At 57.5% G+C, this 17,155-nt stretch carries 21 protein-coding genes; 14 read left to right on the top strand and 7 right to left on the bottom strand.

Features of this window, described 5'->3' with window-relative positions; genetic code table 11:
• Positions 1-46 precede the first annotated feature (46 nt).
• The 8 genes from ACXADZ_RS01960 to ACXADZ_RS01925 all read left to right on the top strand — a co-directional run bounded on the left by ACXADZ_RS01960 (position 47) and on the right by ACXADZ_RS01925 (position 5,469).
• Complete coding sequence (locus ACXADZ_RS01960; protein ID WP_171093790.1) at positions 47-982, top strand: aspartate carbamoyltransferase catalytic subunit; 936 nt, start codon at positions 47-49, stop codon at positions 980-982.
• Positions 979-1,497: a hypothetical protein gene (locus ACXADZ_RS01955; RefSeq protein WP_475192319.1), complete on the top strand. Its 519-nt coding sequence runs from the start codon at positions 979-981 to the stop codon at positions 1,495-1,497. The genes ACXADZ_RS01960 and ACXADZ_RS01955 overlap by 4 nt, the downstream gene beginning before the upstream one ends.
• Complete coding sequence (locus ACXADZ_RS01950; protein WP_475192317.1) at positions 1,482-1,868, top strand: hypothetical protein; 387 nt, start codon at positions 1,482-1,484, stop codon at positions 1,866-1,868. The genes ACXADZ_RS01955 and ACXADZ_RS01950 overlap by 16 nt, the downstream gene beginning before the upstream one ends.
• The gene (gene pyrC / locus ACXADZ_RS01945) at positions 1,865-3,145 is read left to right on the top strand and encodes a dihydroorotase (protein ID WP_475192316.1); all 1,281 of its coding nucleotides are present in this window, start codon (positions 1,865-1,867) and stop codon (positions 3,143-3,145) included. The genes ACXADZ_RS01950 and pyrC overlap by 4 nt, the downstream gene beginning before the upstream one ends.
• The gene (plsY, locus tag ACXADZ_RS01940; protein ID WP_171183852.1) at positions 3,145-3,750 is read left to right on the top strand and encodes a glycerol-3-phosphate 1-O-acyltransferase PlsY; all 606 of its coding nucleotides are present in this window, start codon (positions 3,145-3,147) and stop codon (positions 3,748-3,750) included. The genes pyrC and plsY overlap by 1 nt, the downstream gene beginning before the upstream one ends.
• Complete coding sequence (locus tag ACXADZ_RS01935) at positions 3,747-4,022, top strand: hypothetical protein (protein ID WP_475192314.1); 276 nt, start codon at positions 3,747-3,749, stop codon at positions 4,020-4,022. The genes plsY and ACXADZ_RS01935 overlap by 4 nt, the downstream gene beginning before the upstream one ends.
• Positions 4,023-4,198: 176 nt before the next feature.
• Positions 4,199-4,675 (top strand): YHS domain-containing (seleno)protein, encoded by a 477-nt coding sequence (locus ACXADZ_RS01930; protein WP_171093801.1) that lies wholly within the window; start codon positions 4,199-4,201, stop codon positions 4,673-4,675.
• 260 nt (positions 4,676-4,935) lie between these two features.
• A complete protein-coding gene (locus ACXADZ_RS01925) occupies positions 4,936-5,469 on the top strand; it encodes an outer membrane protein (protein ID WP_171093803.1) in 534 nt (177 codons plus the stop codon).
• A gap of 50 nt (positions 5,470-5,519) precedes the next feature.
• Here the strand turns inward: ACXADZ_RS01925 and ACXADZ_RS01920 are convergent, their stop codons facing one another.
• Positions 5,520-6,503, bottom strand: a complete 984-nt coding sequence (locus ACXADZ_RS01920) for a quinone oxidoreductase family protein (RefSeq protein WP_475192311.1) — start codon at positions 6,501-6,503, stop codon at positions 5,520-5,522.
• Between the two features lie 193 nt (positions 6,504-6,696).
• Here ACXADZ_RS01920 and ACXADZ_RS01915 point away from each other — a divergent pair, with 193 nt between their 5' ends.
• The gene (locus ACXADZ_RS01915) at positions 6,697-7,554 is read left to right on the top strand and encodes a DUF2189 domain-containing protein (RefSeq protein ID WP_475192309.1); all 858 of its coding nucleotides are present in this window, start codon (positions 6,697-6,699) and stop codon (positions 7,552-7,554) included.
• Between the two features lie 30 nt (positions 7,555-7,584).
• Here the strand turns inward: ACXADZ_RS01915 and ACXADZ_RS01910 are convergent, their stop codons facing one another.
• Entirely contained in the window at positions 7,585-8,571 is a 987-nt protein-coding gene (locus ACXADZ_RS01910) for an NAD(P)H-quinone oxidoreductase (RefSeq protein ID WP_475192307.1), read from the bottom strand.
• 61 nt (positions 8,572-8,632) lie between these two features.
• Positions 8,633-9,325 (bottom strand): COQ9 family protein, encoded by a 693-nt coding sequence (locus ACXADZ_RS01905; RefSeq protein ID WP_475192306.1) that lies wholly within the window; start codon positions 9,323-9,325, stop codon positions 8,633-8,635.
• Between the two features lie 111 nt (positions 9,326-9,436).
• Between ACXADZ_RS01905 and rpsU the strand changes: the two genes are divergently transcribed.
• Together rpsU and ACXADZ_RS01895 are read left to right on the top strand one after the other, a co-directional pair.
• Complete coding sequence (gene rpsU, locus ACXADZ_RS01900) at positions 9,437-9,643, top strand: 30S ribosomal protein S21 (RefSeq protein ID WP_005614280.1); 207 nt, start codon at positions 9,437-9,439, stop codon at positions 9,641-9,643.
• A 295-nt stretch (positions 9,644-9,938) separates the two neighbouring features.
• On the top strand, positions 9,939-10,985 hold the full coding sequence (locus tag ACXADZ_RS01895; RefSeq protein WP_475192304.1) for a CAP domain-containing protein: 1,047 nt from the start codon (positions 9,939-9,941) through the stop codon (positions 10,983-10,985).
• Between the two features lie 45 nt (positions 10,986-11,030).
• Here ACXADZ_RS01895 and ppk2 read toward each other — a convergent pair whose 3' ends face one another.
• Positions 11,031-11,948 carry a polyphosphate kinase 2 gene (gene ppk2 / locus ACXADZ_RS01890; protein ID WP_171183836.1) on the bottom strand — a complete coding sequence of 306 codons (918 nt, stop codon included), beginning with the start codon at positions 11,946-11,948 and terminating at the stop codon, positions 11,031-11,033.
• A gap of 288 nt (positions 11,949-12,236) precedes the next feature.
• Between ppk2 and ACXADZ_RS01885 the strand changes: the two genes are divergently transcribed.
• Positions 12,237-13,076: a lysostaphin resistance A-like protein gene (locus ACXADZ_RS01885; RefSeq protein ID WP_475192302.1), complete on the top strand. Its 840-nt coding sequence runs from the start codon at positions 12,237-12,239 to the stop codon at positions 13,074-13,076.
• A 3-nt stretch (positions 13,077-13,079) separates the two neighbouring features.
• Here the strand turns inward: ACXADZ_RS01885 and ACXADZ_RS01880 are convergent, their stop codons facing one another.
• Positions 13,080-13,538, bottom strand: a complete 459-nt coding sequence (locus ACXADZ_RS01880; protein ID WP_171093819.1) for an Lrp/AsnC family transcriptional regulator — start codon at positions 13,536-13,538, stop codon at positions 13,080-13,082.
• A gap of 135 nt (positions 13,539-13,673) precedes the next feature.
• Between ACXADZ_RS01880 and ald the strand changes: the two genes are divergently transcribed.
• Positions 13,674-14,792, top strand: a complete 1,119-nt coding sequence (gene ald / locus ACXADZ_RS01875; protein ID WP_171093821.1) for an alanine dehydrogenase — start codon at positions 13,674-13,676, stop codon at positions 14,790-14,792.
• 114 nt (positions 14,793-14,906) lie between these two features.
• Here ald and ACXADZ_RS01870 read toward each other — a convergent pair whose 3' ends face one another.
• Positions 14,907-15,719, bottom strand: a complete 813-nt coding sequence (locus tag ACXADZ_RS01870) for a mechanosensitive ion channel family protein (RefSeq protein ID WP_216600425.1) — start codon at positions 15,717-15,719, stop codon at positions 14,907-14,909.
• A gap of 209 nt (positions 15,720-15,928) precedes the next feature.
• On the opposite strand from ACXADZ_RS01870, the gene ACXADZ_RS01865 reads away from it, so the two are divergent.
• Positions 15,929-16,627 carry a glutathione S-transferase family protein gene (locus ACXADZ_RS01865; protein WP_475192298.1) on the top strand — a complete coding sequence of 233 codons (699 nt, stop codon included), beginning with the start codon at positions 15,929-15,931 and terminating at the stop codon, positions 16,625-16,627.
• Positions 16,628-16,677: 50 nt separating this feature from the next.
• Here ACXADZ_RS01865 and ACXADZ_RS01860 read toward each other — a convergent pair whose 3' ends face one another.
• On the bottom strand, positions 16,678-17,124 hold the full coding sequence (locus ACXADZ_RS01860) for a YtoQ family protein (RefSeq protein WP_171093828.1): 447 nt from the start codon (positions 17,122-17,124) through the stop codon (positions 16,678-16,680).
• Positions 17,125-17,155 lie beyond the last annotated feature (31 nt).

Below are 17,155 nucleotides of genomic sequence, written 5' to 3'. Positions count from 1 at the left end.
GCCCAGCTTTCTATAAGCGGCCCGATTGTCAGACAGGAGCCCGCCCATGCGTTTCGCCCATCGTCACCTTCTTGGCATCGAGCATCTGTCGCAATCCGATATCACCGAAATTCTGGATCTGGCCGAGACCTATGTCGACATGAACCGCCAGTCGACCAAGCATTCAGACGTGCTGTCGGGGCTGACCCAGATCAACATGTTCTTTGAAAACTCGACCCGCACGCAAGCCAGTTTCGAACTGGCGGGCAAGCGTCTGGGTGCAGATGTGATGAACATGGCAATGCAGGCCAGTTCGATCAAAAAAGGTGAAACCCTGATCGACACTGCGATGACATTGAACGCAATGCACCCGGATCTGCTGGTGGTCCGGCATCCGCATTCCGGCGCGGTCGACTTGCTGGCGCAAAAGGTCAATTGCGCCGTTCTGAATGCGGGCGACGGCAAACACGAACACCCTACGCAGGCCCTGTTGGACGCCTTGACGATCCGACGTGCCAAGGGACGCCTGCACAGGCTGAACATCGCGATTTGCGGCGACGTGGCCCATTCCCGCGTCGCGCGATCAAACCTGATCCTGTTGGGCAAAATGGAAAACCGTATTCGCCTGATTGGCCCGCCGACACTGGTGCCCAGCCAGTTTGCCGAGTTCGGGGCCGAGATTTATGACGACATGAACGAGGGGTTGAAAGACGTTGACGTTGTCATGATGCTGCGCCTTCAGAAAGAGCGGATGGATGGCGGGTTCATCCCCTCGGAACGCGAATACTATCACCGCTATGGGCTGGATGCCGCAAAGCTGGCTCAGGCCAAGCCTGATGCTATTGTCATGCACCCCGGCCCGATGAACCGAGGGGTTGAGATCGACGGCACGCTGGCCGATGACATCAACCGGTCCGTCATTCAGGAACAGGTGGAAATGGGCGTCGCAGTTCGTATGGCCGCGATGGATCTGCTGGCCCGCAACCTGCGCGAGGCCGCATGAGCGATCTGACCGTCGCCCCCCACGAACGCGGCGTCTTGCGCCTGTTTACGCTGGACATGCGCCCGGAAGAGGCGAAGTTTCTGCGCGAGCCCGGCGCTGCCGACCAAGTACTTGGGGTCGATGGGTTGGATCCTGAGCAGATCGATATCTTCCCGGTGTCCGACCTCGAAGACCTTGGGCTGTATGGCTATCTGACCGAAGGTTGCGGCGTGTCCTCAGATCAGTTGGATCAGGACGCTCTGGCCGCGATAGACGGCTGGGTTATAGTCTTGCGCAGCGCTGCGTTTCAAGGACGCCCGGCGACGTTGAAACCTGATCCTCGTTTGCGCCTGATCGGTCTGTTCACGGAAGAGGCCACGAACTGGACCGGTGGGGTCATTGAAACCGAAAGCGCCAAGCCTTTTTCGGCACCGCAAGCCGCTCCTACGGATGACCACCCCCGCCGCGTCGGGTCAGCTGTTCTGGCGCTGGCCGCGCTTTTAGTCATCGGAGGCGTCATATGGCTGATCTTGTGATCTTCGCCCCGGATAAAGGGGCCTATATCCGCACCAACGCCTGGCTGGCCGCTGTCGCCATGGGTGGTGCCATGCTCGTTTTGTGGCTGATCGGAAATCCGTACATCTGGACCGGTGCTCCCGCAGGTCTGGCCGCCATTGGCATCCGCGCCTGGTATCTGGCCTCGGAAGAGTTGGTCGCCAATTGGGAAATGTCGGACACCACCCTAACCGGCCCTGGCCCGCGCAAGGTGCCTTTGAGCCAGATCCAAACGGTCAACACCATGGGCAGCTTTGTTCAGATCGTCACCAAGAGTGGTGACAAGCACCTGATCAAGTATCAAGCCGACCCTGCCGCAACCAAAGCCGCCATCGAAAGGGCCATGCCATGAGCACCGTTCTCTTCACCAACGCCCGCCTGATCGACCCGGAGGCCGGGACGGATACAATCGGCTGGCTACAGGTGGCCGATGACCGGATCGTTGACCGAGGGGAAGGAAACGCGCCGGGTTCTGACGGGCAGATCATCGATTGCAACGGAAAGTGCCTTGCCCCCGGTATCGTCGATATCGGCGTCAAAGTGTGTGAACCGGGCGAGCGGCACAAGGAAAGCTACAAGTCTGCAGGTCTGGCCGCCGCTGCCGGTGGTGTGACCACCATCGTCACCCGTCCCGATACGCTGCCAGCAGTGGATACGCCTGAGACGTTGGAATTCGCGACCCGGCGCGCGCAGGCGGATGCGCCTGTCAACGTGCTGCCGATGGCTGCGCTGACCAAAGGGCGCGAAGGGCGTGAGATGACCGAGATCGGGTTTTTGCAGGACGCAGGCGCTGTGGCCTTTACCGATTGCGATCATGTCATCACCAATACCAAGGTGTTTTCCCGCGCGCTGACCTACGCAAAATCCTGTGACGCGTTGGTGATCGCCCACCCTCAGGAACCCGGTCTCAGCGCCGGGGCGGCGGCGACCAGCGGCAAGTTCGCAGCGTTGCGCGGCCTGCCTGCCGTATCGCCGATGGCGGAACGCATGGGTCTGGATCGTGATATTGCCCTGCTTGAGATGACCGGAGCGACCTACCACGCCGATCAGATCACCACCGCCCGCGCCCTGCCCGCGCTGGAACGGGCCAAGCGCAATGGGCTGGACATCACTGCCGGCACATCGATCCACCATCTGACCCTGAATGAGTTGGACGTGGCCGACTATCGCACCTTCTTTAAGGTCAAACCGCCGCTACGGTCCGAGGATGACCGGCAAGCGGTGATCGAGGCTGTGCGGACAGGGCTGATCGACACCATCAGTTCGATGCACACACCGCAGGACGAAGAAAGCAAGCGCCTGCCGTTTGAAGAGGCGGCCTCGGGTGCGGTCGCTTTGGAAACGCTGCTGCCTGCTGCACTCCGCCTGTATCACGCAGATCAACTGGACCTGCCGACCCTTTTTAGGGCCATGGCGCTCAACCCCGCAAAACGGTTGGGACTGAAGAGCGGCCGATTGGCCGAAGACGCCCCGGCTGATCTGGTTCTTTTCGACCCGGATGTGCCCTTTTTGCTTGATCGGTTTGCCTTAAAATCCAAATCGCAAAACACGCCATTTGACGGCCAGCGGATGCAAGGTAAGGTCTTAGCAACTTATGTTGCAGGCCAAGAAGTGTTCCGGAGACCTTAATGCCCATTATCGGAAATTCGGCAGAGGATTTACTCTTGTGGGCTTTGATTGGATACCTGTTGGGATCCATCCCCTTTGGGTTGATCCTGGCCAAGGTCATGGGGCTGGGCAACCTGCGCGAAATAGGGTCGGGCAATATCGGGGCCACAAACGTTCTGCGCACTGGAAACAAGGCCGCTGCAGCCCTGACGTTGCTGTTTGACGCCGCTAAGGGGGCTGTGGCCGTTCTTGTTGCGCGCGCCTATGCGGGCGAAGATGCCGCCCAAATCGCAGCGCTTATGGCATTTGTGGGCCATTGCTTCCCGATTTGGCTTGGCTTCCAAGGCGGGAAAGGCGTGGCAACCTTTCTGGGGCTGTGGCTGGCGCTGGACTGGCGCGTCGGTGTGGCCTGCTGCCTGAGCTGGCTGGTCGCGGCCGCAATCTGGCGGATTTCGTCGGTCGGCGCATTGGCTGCGGCGGCACTGTCGACAACCTGGGTATTGGTTCTTACAAACGGATCCACCTTTATTCTGGGGATCATCCTGACGCTTCTGATCTATTGGCGTCATGGCTCGAATGTGGCACGGATCAAGGCCGGGACAGAACCGAAAATCGGGAAACCGTGACGGCACCCGACGCGTTCTTGTCAGCGTTTCTGGCGCTGCCGGAAGGCAGCTTTACCGGCACTTCGAATGGGCGCAGCTATGTTGTCGTGCGGCAGCGGATGGCTGGTGGCAAGTCGCACAAACTGGTCGCCCATGAGCGGGGCGGCGCGGACTATATCAGCCTGAATCTGTACCAGACGCGAGACAGCGGGGCGTTGCTGCGGCCCTGTGAAATGCCCGCCAGCAAAGTCATCACTTTTGTACTGGGCCTTGTGCCTGACCAAATCTGCTAAGCTCTGCATTTTTGAACACGACATCTTTGCTGCTGCACAATCACAATTCATTGCTTTGAACGTGATCACCCCGCTTCCCAGATCGCTGTCGTGACGGTCAATTACGGGCCGCACAGGACAACAACCGGGGCCTGCGCTTGCACCAAGACAAGGCTCCTTTCACGAAAGGTGAAGCAATGAACACTTTTAAATCTCTGATCGGCGGCGTCGCTCTGTCCGTCGCGCTGGCAACTTCGACTTTGGCTGCAGGCGTGGAAATCAACGCAAGCTCGACCGGCCTGGCGATGCAGGGCTATGACCCGGTTGCCTACTTCACCGCCGGTGAAGCAACCAAGGGCGATTACCGCATCACCACGCTGCATGATGAAGCGCTGTACCGTTTCTCGTCGGAAGAAAACAAAGCCGCTTTTGAAGCCAACCCCGAAGCATACCTGCCCGCATACGGTGGCTACTGTGCATTTGGCGCGGCCATGGGCTTCAAGTTCGACGGCGACCCGAACCACTGGAAAATCGTTGACAACAAGCTGTACCTGAACCTTTCGCAAGATATCCAGGAACGTTGGGAAGGCGACATCCCGGGCTTCATCGAAAGCGCCAGCGCAAATTGGGAAACCATCGCTGACAAGACCCCTGCGGAGCTGCAAGCGCAATAATCCGCTGAAAATGTCAGGCGTGTCGGCGGCGGAGCGTTCCGTCGCCGCATGTCGTTTGAAGACCTCAGATCCTTTCCTATCTTTTCAGTATACTAAGTGCCCGGCTGAACAGGGCACAGGCGCTTGCCTGTATCTTCAAGCGCCGGATTTCGGGCTGGAATACGTAGAAATCAATGATCCGGTGACCAAGCTGGATCGTATCGGTTTGCATAGGTGAGCAGAGGCTCGCTCGTGCAGAGTTTCGAACGAAAGGAAATGAGATGACTTTGAAATTGGCTCTCATCGCAACAGCCGCGACACTGACGGCCGGATCAGCGCTGGCGCAATCTTCGGGCAATTGGACCGGCTTCTACGGTGGTCTGCAGTTGGGTTACATCGACGTGGACACCAACGTATCTGGCGTCGACGGAGACGGCGCAATCGGTGGTATTGTACTGGGTTACGACTATGATCTGGGAACCTGGGTTGTTGGCGGCGGCTTTGATTACGACTGGACCGATGTGGATCTGGCCGGAGCCGCTACCGTCGAAGACGTATGGCGCCTGAAAGCGCGCGCAGGGTACAAAGTTAACCCACAAGGTCTTCTGTACGGCACGGTCGGGTATGCCGAAGCCGGGACAGACACCCTCGGCAGCGATGACGGCTGGTTCATCGGCGCGGGCTATGAGCAGATCGTGGCACCCAATGTGAGCATCGGTGGGGAACTGCTGTACCACGAATTCGACAATTTCAACGCAACTGGTGTGGATGTCGACGCAACCACATTGCAGATCCGGGCGACGTATCGTTTTTGATAACTGTTGTCTGAAAACTTATGACCCGGCTTTTTCAGCCGGGTCGCGTCTCACACATCCAAAATTGTGCTGCCGGTTGTTTGCCGCGCCTCAAGCGCGCGATGCGCATCAGCGACCTGATCAAGCGCAAAGCGTTGATCCACATGGATCTTGACCTCACCGCCTTCAACTTTGCCAAATAGTCGTCGGGCCATTGCCTGACACACCGCATGATCCGAGATATGCGTGAACAGCGTGGGCCGGGTGATCTTAAGTGAACCCTTTTGACCCAGAACACCGATATTGAAGGGTGGCACCGGGCCCGAAGCATTTCCGAAAGAAATCATCATGCCCAGCGGCTTGAGGGAATCCAAAGATCCCTCGAACGTGTCCGCCCCAACGGAATCCATCACCACATCCACACCCTGCCCTTTGGTGATCTCGGCCACGCGCTCGGCGAAATTCTCGGTCCGGTAGTTGATGCAATGCGCAGCCCCGTTGAAGCGGGCAAGGCTGCATTTTTCATCACTTCCAGCCGTGCCGATCAATGTGATCCCCTCGGATTTTGCCCATTGGCAGGCGATCAGTCCGACACCACCAGCGGCGGCATGGAACAGGACAGTATCGCCGCGTTTCAACGGAGTCGTTCGATGAAACAGGTATTCCACCGTTAATCCTTTAAGCATCATCGCCGCAGCAGTCTGAAATGTAATGTCATCTGGCAAGGGGCAAACCTGCGCTGCTGGCATCACACGGGCCTCGCAATAGGCCCCCGACGGTGCCGCAGCATATGCAGCCCGCTCTCCCGGTGCCAGATGCGTTACCCCTTCGCCAACAGCCTCGACAACACCTGCGGCCTCCATGCCCAGCGCGTGCGGAATATCCAGAGGGTACAAGCCAGTCCGTTGATATACATCGATAAAATTTAGACCACAGGCTTCGTGACGAATTCGGATTTCCCCCGGTCCGGGGTCACCGAGCGGTCTCTCTTCGATCTGCAGAACGTCGGGGCCGCCAAACTCATGAATCATAACTGTTTTTGCTGTATTCTGCATCCTGACCTCCTCTTGCCTGCCCTCAAGCTAACATGACTTCGACGCAGGGCAATCCGTGCGATGCCGGACTATTGATCTGGATTTCGCAAAACTGTGCTATACTGCAATCAGGCGTTGCCGGCTGGTCCGGCCACGGGCAACGTGATGCCGGATCCGCCCCGCGGCGCAGTTTTCGCCAGGGAAGGGGAGGAAAATGGCCAAAACAATCGGAAACCCGATCAGCTGGACCGCCCGAAATCTCGGGGCGGCAGGTGATCATGTCACTGAAAGCGTCTCGCGCCTGGGCAGCGCGGACACCAAAGAGCTGCCAATGGTGCAAACCTTGACGCTGCAAGACCTGCGCGCCTGTCTGCGCGCGGGCTATGACGACTTTCTCGAAACACGGGCGGATGCCGTGTTCATTGTGTTGATCTACCCGATCGCAGGGCTTTTGATGTTCGGCTTTGCTTTGAACATGAATCTGGTGCCGCTTCTGGCTCCGCTTGTCGCCGGCTTTGCCTTGATCGGACCAGTCGCCGCCGTCGGGCTTTACGAGATTAGCCGCAAGCGCGAACAGGGCAGCGCAGTGCATTGGTTGGATGCGTTCGGTGTCTTCAGATCACCGTCCTTCGGTGCAATTCTGGTACTTGGGTTCTACCTGGTCATGCTGCTTTTGGTCTGGCTGATGGTCGCACAAGCCATTCATACTTATACAATGGGCCCTGAAATACCCGCGTCCCTTGGTGCATTTGCCACACAGGTTCTCACCACTTCTGCGGGATGGACTATGATTGTTGCGGGAACCGCTGTTGGTTTTGTGTTCGCCCTGTGCGCATTGGCAGTCAGCGTTGTCAGCTTTCCATTGCTGCTGGACCGCAAGGTGGGGCTGCCGGTGGCGGTTGTGACATCGTTTCGTGTCTTGCGTGAGAACCCCGGCGTCATCCTGACATGGGGCTTCATCGTAGCGGCGCTGCTTTTTCTGGGCGCCTTGCCGATGCTGTTGGGTCTGATCGTGGTAGTACCCGTTCTGGGCCACGCCACATGGCATCTATACCGCCGCGCGGTTGCGTGAAGGCGCGGGACAAGCCCGCGCATTTGACACTTAGTCCGCAACCTTGAGGACGATCTTGCCGATATGGCCAGAGCTTTCCATGCGCGCATGGGCTGCCGCCGCCTCGGCCAGTTCAAATTCACTGTCCATAACTGGGGCAACTTTGCCAGCGTCGAGCAGAGGCCAAACGGCTTCGCGCAGATCCTGCGCAATTTGTGCCTTGGCCAAATCGCTCTGCGGGCGCAGGGTACTGCCAGTCAGGGTCAAACGTTTGACCATCATCATCGCAAAGTTCAGCTCGACCTTCGGACCTTGCAGGAACGCGATCTGTACCAGACGTCCATCCTCGGCCAACGCTTTGACGTTGCGTGGGATGTAATCCCCACCCACCATATCAAGGATCAGGTTCGCCCCGCCCTCGGCCCGCATGGTGGCCACAAAATCTTCATCGCGATAGTTGATTGCCTTTTCCGCACCCAGCTTGACGCAAGCCTCACATTTCTCATCGGACCCAGCGGTCGCAAAGACACGTGCACCAAAAGCATTGGCCAGTTGGATTGCGGTTGTTCCGATCCCGCTGGAGCCGCCATGGACCAGAAACCGCTCACCCGCTTTCAGACCGCCACGTGTGAACACGTTGGACCAGACGGTGAAAAAGGTTTCCGGCAGGCAAGCGGCTTCTTTCATTCCCATCCCCGCCGGGACCGGTAGGCAATGCGCAGCAGCCGTGGCGACGTATTCGGCATAGCCCCCACCCGGCAACAACGCACAAACCTTGTCGCCGACTGACAACCCCTCGACCCCCGCACCGACCGAGACCACTTCGCCCGACGCCTCAAGCCCCGGCAGGTCGCTGGCACCTGGAGGCGGATCATAGGCCCCTGCCCGCTGCAACGCATCAGGACGGTTCACACCGGCATAGGCGACTTTCAGTACAACCTGTCCGTTACCCGGTTCCGGGATCGGTCGTTCGGTCAGTTGCAAAACATCAGGACCACCCGGTTTGGTGATCTCAACAGCGCGCATCATCTGGGTCATAGGCACCTCCTTTGCGCAATGCCTAGCAGGCATACGGGCCGGGGCCTAGCGCCAAGATGCCCTACTTTCGAGGGTTCAACACGCCCGGAAGATCGGCCCGCATTCTCATGGGCGCTTTCACCTGCCCGGCCAGCCAGTTCGGAACCGCCAGAAACGGTTTCAACACCGGATTGTCGCGTACCTGCGCCTTGAGCTTTTCAAACTCCATGACATTTGCGATCCGGCGGTCCAGGAATTCCCACGTGCGCTGTTGGTCGGGGCTGTCATCGCCCAGCCAAAACAGCAACGTCGACGAGTAAACCCCCGACAGAGTGGCCCGTTTGGTGTACCAATTCACATCGTCCGACGTGTCGCCCAGCGCATCCCAGATCAGATCGCAGGTTTGCCAGACCGCCTTGGCCCCATCCGCCGCATGGGTCGGCAGGGAAAACAGGGTCATGCCACGGCGCACCAACTCTTTGTCTTCGACCGCCTGCAACCGGAACCGAACCGCAGCTGCAATCTTGTCGCGGAATTTCAACTCGCTCAGATCTTCGGATTTGATGCGATCCAGCATCGCCTGATCCCCGCGCGCGTGATAGGCCAGCGCAAGATCAACCGCCCCGCGCGGACAGATCGCACGGGCCAGACCATCATCCAGATCACAATCGGAAATAGAGGCGCGAAAACTGGTTTCCGACCAGCCGTCGAAGGGAACATGGATCAGCATCGCATCCAAAAGCTGCTGTTTTGCATCTTCATATGTGGTCGTCATGGCGGTTCTCCGGTTGTCGGGCCCAGTACTAGACAAGTTAGGGCGGCTTTGCTATACGGCCAACTCCTGCAATTTCCTTGCAACTATATCTAGAAAGGTGGTGACAACCACATGCAGGTTAGTGTTCGCGACAATAACGTCGATCAGGCGCTTCGTGCCCTGAAGAAAAAGCTGCAGCGCGAAGGCGTGTTCCGTGAAATGAAGCTCAAGCAACATTTCGAGAAACCGTCCGAGAAAAAAGCGCGTGAGAAAGCTGAAGCGATTCGTCGTGCCCGTAAACTGGCACGCAAGAAAGCCCAGCGCGAAGGTCTGCTCTAAGACTTTCCTCATCCAGCTTTGGATGACACTATTTGACGACCCCCGAGGCCCCGCCCGGGGGTTTGTCGTTTCAAGGGTGGGTTTTATTCCGCCGACTCGCGCTTCAGGGTGTGCGACAAGCCGCCATTTCCCCACCAGCAACATTTTGCCCGGCGTTTTGCAGCGCAGCGAATCCCGCTCTGGTAGCATTGCCCCGCCAGAATTCGCCTAATATTTCTGCGCCTCTATCTGACCTCAGCAAGCCGCTTGTAACTGGCGACGTCCAACCGGACGACACTTACAAACGGAGGCTACCATGTCGACTGCAAGTCAAATCGAGCAAGAAATGCTGGCGCTGATCAACGCCGAGCGCACATCACGCGGGCTTACCCCGCTGCAACTGGAAACACAGCTGAACGACTCATCCGAAGATCACAGCAGCTGGATGTTGGACACCGACACATTCAGCCATACAGGCCAGGGCGGCTCCAGCGCGACACAGCGTATGCAGGATGCAGGTTTTGATCTGTCCGGCAGCTGGCGCACTGGCGAGAATATCGCCTGGCAATCAGAACGCGGCGAGCCCGGCATCAGCGATGACGTCGCGCAGTTGCACGAAAACCTGATGAACAGCCCGGGACACCGTGCAAACATCCTGAACCCTGATTTCGAATATATTGGCATCGGCATTAAAACCGGTGACATGCAAGGATTCGACGCGGTGATGGTCACTCAGAATTTCGCGGCCACTGACAGCGCTGTGATGCTGGACAACGGGAACGCTCCGGTTCCACCTGTGGACGATGTGGCGGACCCCCAAGACCCGGACGCCGAGACGCCCGACACAGATGTGGCCGAACCCGAGGATCCGGATACCGAGACGCCCGACACCGATGTGGCCGAGCCTGAGGACCCGGATGCTGAAACGCCCGACACTGATGTGGTTGAGCCTGAGGAGCCTGATGCTGAAACGCCTGACACCGACGTGGCCGAGCCTGAGGAGCCTGATGCTGAAACGCCTGACACCGACGTGGCCGAGCCAACCCCCGAGACACCGGTCGGTGAAGAACCTGACGGATGTTTCGACGTGGCAGCCTTCCTGGCCGAACTGGAGGCTTTCCTGGATAACGTTCTGGCGCAGATTGATCAGTTCCACTGGGAGACAGACGACATGACGCCGTCGGATATGGCCGAGGATGACATGCAGGATACAGACACCGACGACATGGACATTGTTGAGGTCGATGACATGGACCCGGTCGAAGCCCCCGTTGACGACTATGCCGGCTCGGACGGGGCAGATGACGCAGACATCTATGTGTTCAATTTCTGGGGCACGGGCTGCATGATCGAAGCAGCCTGATAGCAGCTGAGGTGCGGGGCGGCTGGCTCGCCCCGCATGGCGCCATCAGTAGATCTTTGGCACGTACAATTCATCCGGCAAAACGCGACGCTCATATTCCGGGTTATATCGGCGGTCAGGCAGATTGACTTTTTCCTGTGGCACATCCGTGTATGGAACTTTGGTCAAAAGATGCTCGATGCAGTTCAACCGCTCGCGCTTTTTGTCATTGCCTTCGACAATGTACCAAGGGGCTTCGGGAATGTTAGTCCGGAAGAGCATATCCTCTTTCGCCTTGGTATAAGATTCCCAACGGATGCGGGATTCCAGATCCATCGGTGACAGCTTCCACTGTTTCATCGGGTCGTGAATCCGCATGAGGAATCGCAATTGCTGTTCTTCATCCGTGATCGAGAACCAGTATTTCAGCAGAATAATCCCTGATCGCACCAACATCCGTTCGAATTCGGGAACGTCCTGAAAAAACTGTTCAACCTGATCCTCGGACGCAAAACCCATCACCCGTTCGACACCTGCGCGGTTGTACCATGACCGGTCGAACAACACGATCTCGCCGGCCGCAGGCAAATGCGGCACATAACGCTGGAAATACCACTGGCTCTGCTCGCGACGACTGGGCGCGGGCAGGGCGACCACACGCGCGACACGTGGATTCAAGCGCTGGGTGATCCGCTTGATCACGCCCCCCTTGCCCGCGCTGTCGCGACCTTCGAACAGAATACAGACCTTGGCGCCGGTGTGCTGAACCCAATCCTGCACTTTGATCAGCTCAGCTTGCAGGCGCAGCAGGTTGCGGAAATAGACCTTGCGATCCAGCATATCCGGATGTTGTTCCCGATAGATCTTCCGCACTTCCATCGACAGCATCGGTTCGCTGAACTCGATCTCAAAATCTTCGTCCAACGTGTCTTCCAATTCGGCCTCAAGCCAATCTTTGGGTCCACCGTTGTTTTCGTAAGCCAAGGTTAGCTCCTTTTTTGTTATCGGGTTCGAACCATATCGGGCCCGTGTAACCGCCTGATGTCATCAGATAAATTGATGTAAGGCGACGACGCCCAATGCTGCCAAAATCTCCGAAAATCCAGTCGGCGCGGGCATATGGTCTTTCCCCCAAATGTGAACGCCCAAACCAGAGGTTACAAGCGTCAGAATTGACGCAAGGCAGAACACAGGAACGCGCAGCGTGCTGAATGCTTGCATTGCCTCGATTTTGTGCGGCAAGACTGTCTGGACTTACAGGATGCAAAGCGCGTGACGTTCTTTCTTTCTCTATTACCGGCGATTTGGCCTTGGTTGATTCTGATCGCCGCGCAGGTAACTGCGCTTGTGGGGCACTGGGCGGTCGCGCTGTCACTGCTGGTTCTGTTTACAAGCATTGCCTCAGCAACGGGGCTGATGTCACTTCTGGCTATTGCGGCTGTGGTCGGTGGGCTGGCCGGAGCCGCCTTGCTGCCGCACCTCAAAGGGCGGCTTGCGGTCGCAGGACACGCGCTTTTGATCCTGTGGTGTCTGGCCATGGGTGCGCATCTTCTGCCCGGATTTCAGAACCTGAAAGTGTTGGATCAGGTGCAGGCCGGTGCCGCCAGCACAGGGTTCACAATGCACTTGAATCTGGACAAACCGATGGTCTTCTTTGCTGTTCTTTTGGCCTGGCCCGGAATGCTTCAAAGCGCCATTCAGACCAAATTCGGCCCGCTGGCAGCTGGGCTGCTGCTTTTGCCGGGGCTGTTTCTATTGGGTCTTGTTGTCGGCGCGATACAGCCAGAATTTTCGATCCCACCGTGGTGGCTGGTCTTTGTCCTGTCCAACTTGTTTTTGACCTGCCTGACGGAAGAAGCCTTCTTTCGTGGCTACCTGCAATCCGCCATCACCTCACGTCTTGGTGCGGTAGGAGGCGTGATTGCGGCCAGTCTGCTGTTCGGGTTGATTCACTTTGGTGGCGGACCGGCCCTGGTGGTCTTTGCCTCAATTCTCGGGTTGGCCTGTGGCTTGGGGTATTACGCAACACAGCGGCTTTGGGTGCCCGTTGCAATGCATTTCGGGTTCAACCTTGTGCACCTGCTGCTGTTCACCTATCCCGGCCCCGCCTGAAAGTCAGACTGGCAGAGCGGTGGTCTTGAACACTGTGCGCAAAGCAAACGAGCTTTGCATCTGCGCCACCCCGGGCAATCGCGACAGATATTGCCGGTGAATGCGCGCAAAATCCTCGGTGTTTTCGGCCACCACTTTCAGGATATAATCCGCCGTTCCCGCCATCAGGTGGCACTCCAATACGTCGGGAATACGCGCCACTGCCTTTTCAAAAGAATCCAAAACCTCTTCGGCCTGTCCTTGCAAGGTAATCTCGACAAAGACGGTTGTAGGCACGTTCATCTTGCGCGCATCCAGCAACGCCACATAGTTGCGGATGAACCCCTCGACTTCGAGACGCTGAACACGCCGATGGCAGGCAGACGGCGACAGGTTGACCTGCTCGGACAGCTCCGAATTCGACATCCGGCCGTTTTTCTGGAGGGCCGCCAGAATCTTTCTATCAGTCGTATCTAAGGCCATTCGTGCAATTCCTTTGCGGGATTTACACCTTATACAGGAGATTCTTCCAAAGAAAATTCCCACGGCACGTTTTCTTTCACAGAAATTGCACGCCGAACTGCACATAATTTAAGCAGTTTATGAACGGAGACCTCCATGAAAATCGGTTGCCCCAAGGAAATCAAACCTCAGGAATTCCGCGTCGGCATGACACCCAACGCCGCTCAGGAAGCGGTTGCCCGCGGCCACGAAGTACTGATCGAAACCGGCGCAGGCATTGGCGCTGGTTTTGACAATGACGCCTATGTTGCAGCAGGCGCACGTATCATCGACACCGCAGAAGAAGTGTTCGCCACCGCTGACATGATCGTTAAGGTCAAGGAACCGCAAGCTGTCGAACGCAAGATGCTGCGTGAAGGTCAGTTGCTGTTCACATACCTGCATCTGGCACCCGACCCAGAGCAAACCCATGACTTGCTGGAATCGGGCTGTACAGCAATCGCCTATGAAACCGTAACCGATGCCAATGGCGGTCTTCCGCTGCTGGCGCCGATGTCCGAAGTCGCGGGTCGTCTGGCGCCTCAGGTCGGCTCGTGGACCCTGCAAAAGGCAAATGGTGGACGCGGTGTTCTGATGGGCGGCGTTCCCGGCGTGGGCCCGGCCAAAGTCGTCGTGATCGGTGGCGGCGTCGTGGGTACGCACGCAGCAAAGATCGCCGCTGGCATGGGCGCAGACGTCACCGTTCTGGATCGCTCTTTGCCACGCCTGCGTTATTTGGATGACGTCTTTGGTGGGACATTCAAGAACCAATATTCGACGGCGGGCGCCACGGCCGAGCTGATCCGCGATGCCGATATGGTGATCGGTGCCGTACTGATCCCTGGCGCTGCGGCTCCGAAACTTGTATCGCGCGCTCAATTGTCGACGATGAAGCCGGGCGCAGTTCTGGTTGATGTCGCCATCGATCAGGGCGGGTGCTTCGAGACTTCGAAAGCCACCACCCATGCCGACCCGATCTACGACGTCGATGGCATCATGCATTACTGCGTGGCAAACATGCCCGGTGCTGTGGCGCGTACTTCGACCATCGCATTGGGCAACGCCACGATGCCCTTCATGCTGTCTCTGGCAGACAAAGGCTGGAAACAGGCATGTCAGGACGATCCGCACCTTCTGGAAGGTCTGAACGTTCATGCAGGGCAGCTGACTTACTATGCCGTCGGCAAAGCCCTGGGTATTGACGTGGTTTCGCCCAACGTGGTCGTCAAATCATAAGCAAAGATGGTTCTGAACCGCAGTTTACAAACAAAAAAAGCACCGCGCTTTCGCGCGGTGCCCAGCCCCACAGTAGGTGGGCATTTTCCATGCCCGATCGACAGGCAAGAGCCGTCACCCCTGTTTCTGAATTTCCACTGCGTGTGGGTAAGGGATCGAGATACCCTTGTCGTCAAAGGCTTCTTTCACAGCCTTGGTCAGTTCGAATTTGGCATCCCAATAATCCGCCGCATCACACCAGAGCCGCGCCGTCAGGTCCACTGAACTGTCCCCAAGATTGGTGACCTTGACCCAGGGCTCGGGATCGCTGTGAATGCGGTCGTCCGCTTTGGCCACGTCCAAGATGATCTGCATCGCCTTGTCCGCACTGTCACCATAATCAATACCGAACACCAGATCGACGCGACGCGTGTCATGTGCCGAAAAGTTGGTGATGATCGATCCCCAGGACTGACCGTTCGGGACGATGATCTGAACGTTGTCAGGGGTTACCAGTTCGGTGGTGAACAGGTTCAAATCCTTCACGGTTCCTGCTGTGCCGCCAATATCCACATACTGACCCAGTTTGTAGGGTCGGAAGACGACCAGCATGACACCGGCAGCCAAATCGCTGAGCGTGCCTTGCAGCGCCAGACCGATGGCCAGCGAAGCGGCACCCAGTATGGCAACGATGCTTGTGGCTTCAATCCCAAAGATGCCAAGAACGGCAACCAGAACCATGGCCAGTATGGCCCATTTGACAAGGCTCGCCATAAAGTTCCCGAGTGTGGGATCGATATGTGGCGTCGAGTTGATCCGGCGGCGCACCATGCCACCGATTGCGCCGGCTACAATCCAGCCCAGGATCAGAACGACAAGCGCCTTGACCGCATTCATGATCAGCGGGGCGTATGCGCCCACCTGTGTTACGACCTCATCCACGCGCATCTCCTTTCAACAGCAAGAAACCCGCGAGGTTTTCGCGGGGGTCACCGGATTGTGAGCTAAGATTGCGTTTCGGTCTAGGTGCGAGTTTCGCCGGATTTCCCCGTTGTTCGTCAAAAAACACGGCCTGACCGGAAATGCACAGGGCAAAGGGCTTACATGATCGCAATTTGATCCCTAGCTTTGACGAGATATCCAATCAGGAGCCCCCAATGCTGGACAACAAACCTCATCCGATCATGGCCCGCTGGCCTGCCCAATCCCCGGACAATATCCAACTGTACTCCTATCCAACCCCAAACGGCGTCAAAGCTTCGATCATGCTTGAGGAAACCGGCCTGCCTTACGAGGCTCATCTGGTGACGCTCGCGGATGCGGATGTCAAAAGCCCCGAGTTTCTATCGCTAAATCCGAACAACAAAATCCCTGCTATCATCGATCCCAACGGGCCTGATGGTGAACCGCTTGCCCTGTTCGAAAGCGGCGCCATCCTACTGTACCTTGCAGAGAAGTCGGGCAAGTTATTGGGTGAAAGCGCTGCCGACAAACACCGCATCACCCAGTGGCTGATGTTTCAGATGGGCGGGGTCGGTCCGATGTTCGGCCAGCTGGGCTTTTTCCACAAATTTGCGGGCAGCGAGATCGAAGACCCCCGCCCGCGCGAACGCTATATCAACGAGGCGAAACGCCTGTTGAACGTGGTCAACACCCAGCTCGAAGGGCAAGATTGGATCGCAGGCGACTATTCAATCGCTGACATTGCCCTTGCGCCATGGCTGAATGCGTTGGATTTCTACGGCACGAAAGACGTTGTCGGCTGGGACGACTACGCCAATGCCGTCGCCTATGTCGACCGTTTCATGCAACGTCCGGCGGTTCAGCGCGGCAAGGGCATACCTGCGCGCGGCTAAACGATCAAATTTTTGGAAGGGTGCCTGTCGCGGCACCCTTTTTGCATGTCTCAGCCGTGCAGCGCGCCTGTCAGCACATAGCGCAGAATTTCCACCACCTGAGCAGGCTCTTCAGCCACGGCAAGCGCGGCCGCGTCGACTTCTTTCAACGCATGCTGATGATCCGGGCCGTGCAGAACAATGATCGACTTGCCAAGTGCCGCAGCATAACCTGCGTCAAAGGCTGCGTTCCACTGTTTGTACTTGTCTCCAAACCGAACAACCACGACGTCCGCATCCGCAATCCCCTTGCGCGTGCGGATCGCGTTGACCATCGCGCCCTTATGGTCGTGCCAATATTTGTTCGGCTCGGCCCCTAGAATGGCGACACCGCAATCATCGCTGGCAGCATGATCGGTCACAGGGCTGTTGAATGTCACGTCCAACCCTTGCGCACCCTCAATTATCTGTTCCCGCCAGTCGGTGTGAATTTCGCCCGAGAGGTAAACGTTCAGCATATTCAGTCCTCCGCAAATACAGAAAGGGCGC

Source organism: Ruegeria sp. ABM4_193, assembly GCF_056158705.1.
This window is presented reverse-complemented; position numbering and strand designations above follow the sequence as displayed.

What these genes read in the sequence shown, in the direction of transcription:
- ACXADZ_RS01925 (WP_171093803.1), top strand. Translation starts at nt 4,936, where the DNA reads ATGACTTTGAAATTGGCTCTCATCGCAACAGCCGCGACACTGACGGCC.
- ald (WP_171093821.1), top strand. Translation starts at nt 13,674, where the DNA reads ATGAAAATCGGTTGCCCCAAGGAAATCAAACCTCAGGAATTCCGCGTC.
- ACXADZ_RS01860 (WP_171093828.1), bottom strand. Translation starts at nt 17,124, where the DNA reads ATGCTGAACGTTTACCTCTCGGGCGAAATTCACACCGACTGGCGGGAA.
- plsY (WP_171183852.1), top strand. Translation starts at nt 3,145, where the DNA reads ATGCCCATTATCGGAAATTCGGCAGAGGATTTACTCTTGTGGGCTTTG.
- ACXADZ_RS01910 (WP_475192307.1), bottom strand. Translation starts at nt 8,571, where the DNA reads ATGACCCAGATGATGCGCGCTGTTGAGATCACCAAACCGGGTGGTCCT.
- ACXADZ_RS01920 (WP_475192311.1), bottom strand. Translation starts at nt 6,503, where the DNA reads ATGCAGAATACAGCAAAAACAGTTATGATTCATGAGTTTGGCGGCCCC.
- ACXADZ_RS01950 (WP_475192317.1), top strand. Translation starts at nt 1,482, where the DNA reads ATGGCTGATCTTGTGATCTTCGCCCCGGATAAAGGGGCCTATATCCGC.
- ACXADZ_RS01870 (WP_216600425.1), bottom strand. Translation starts at nt 15,719, where the DNA reads ATGCGCGTGGATGAGGTCGTAACACAGGTGGGCGCATACGCCCCGCTG.
- ACXADZ_RS01915 (WP_475192309.1), top strand. Translation starts at nt 6,697, where the DNA reads ATGGCCAAAACAATCGGAAACCCGATCAGCTGGACCGCCCGAAATCTC.
- ACXADZ_RS01865 (WP_475192298.1), top strand. Translation starts at nt 15,929, where the DNA reads ATGCTGGACAACAAACCTCATCCGATCATGGCCCGCTGGCCTGCCCAA.
- ACXADZ_RS01955 (WP_475192319.1), top strand. Translation starts at nt 979, where the DNA reads ATGAGCGATCTGACCGTCGCCCCCCACGAACGCGGCGTCTTGCGCCTG.
- ACXADZ_RS01960 (WP_171093790.1), top strand. Translation starts at nt 47, where the DNA reads ATGCGTTTCGCCCATCGTCACCTTCTTGGCATCGAGCATCTGTCGCAA.
- ACXADZ_RS01880 (WP_171093819.1), bottom strand. Translation starts at nt 13,538, where the DNA reads ATGGCCTTAGATACGACTGATAGAAAGATTCTGGCGGCCCTCCAGAAA.
- ACXADZ_RS01895 (WP_475192304.1), top strand. Translation starts at nt 9,939, where the DNA reads ATGTCGACTGCAAGTCAAATCGAGCAAGAAATGCTGGCGCTGATCAAC.
- ACXADZ_RS01905 (WP_475192306.1), bottom strand. Translation starts at nt 9,325, where the DNA reads ATGACGACCACATATGAAGATGCAAAACAGCAGCTTTTGGATGCGATG.
- pyrC (WP_475192316.1), top strand. Translation starts at nt 1,865, where the DNA reads ATGAGCACCGTTCTCTTCACCAACGCCCGCCTGATCGACCCGGAGGCC.
- rpsU (WP_005614280.1), top strand. Translation starts at nt 9,437, where the DNA reads ATGCAGGTTAGTGTTCGCGACAATAACGTCGATCAGGCGCTTCGTGCC.
- ACXADZ_RS01930 (WP_171093801.1), top strand. Translation starts at nt 4,199, where the DNA reads ATGAACACTTTTAAATCTCTGATCGGCGGCGTCGCTCTGTCCGTCGCG.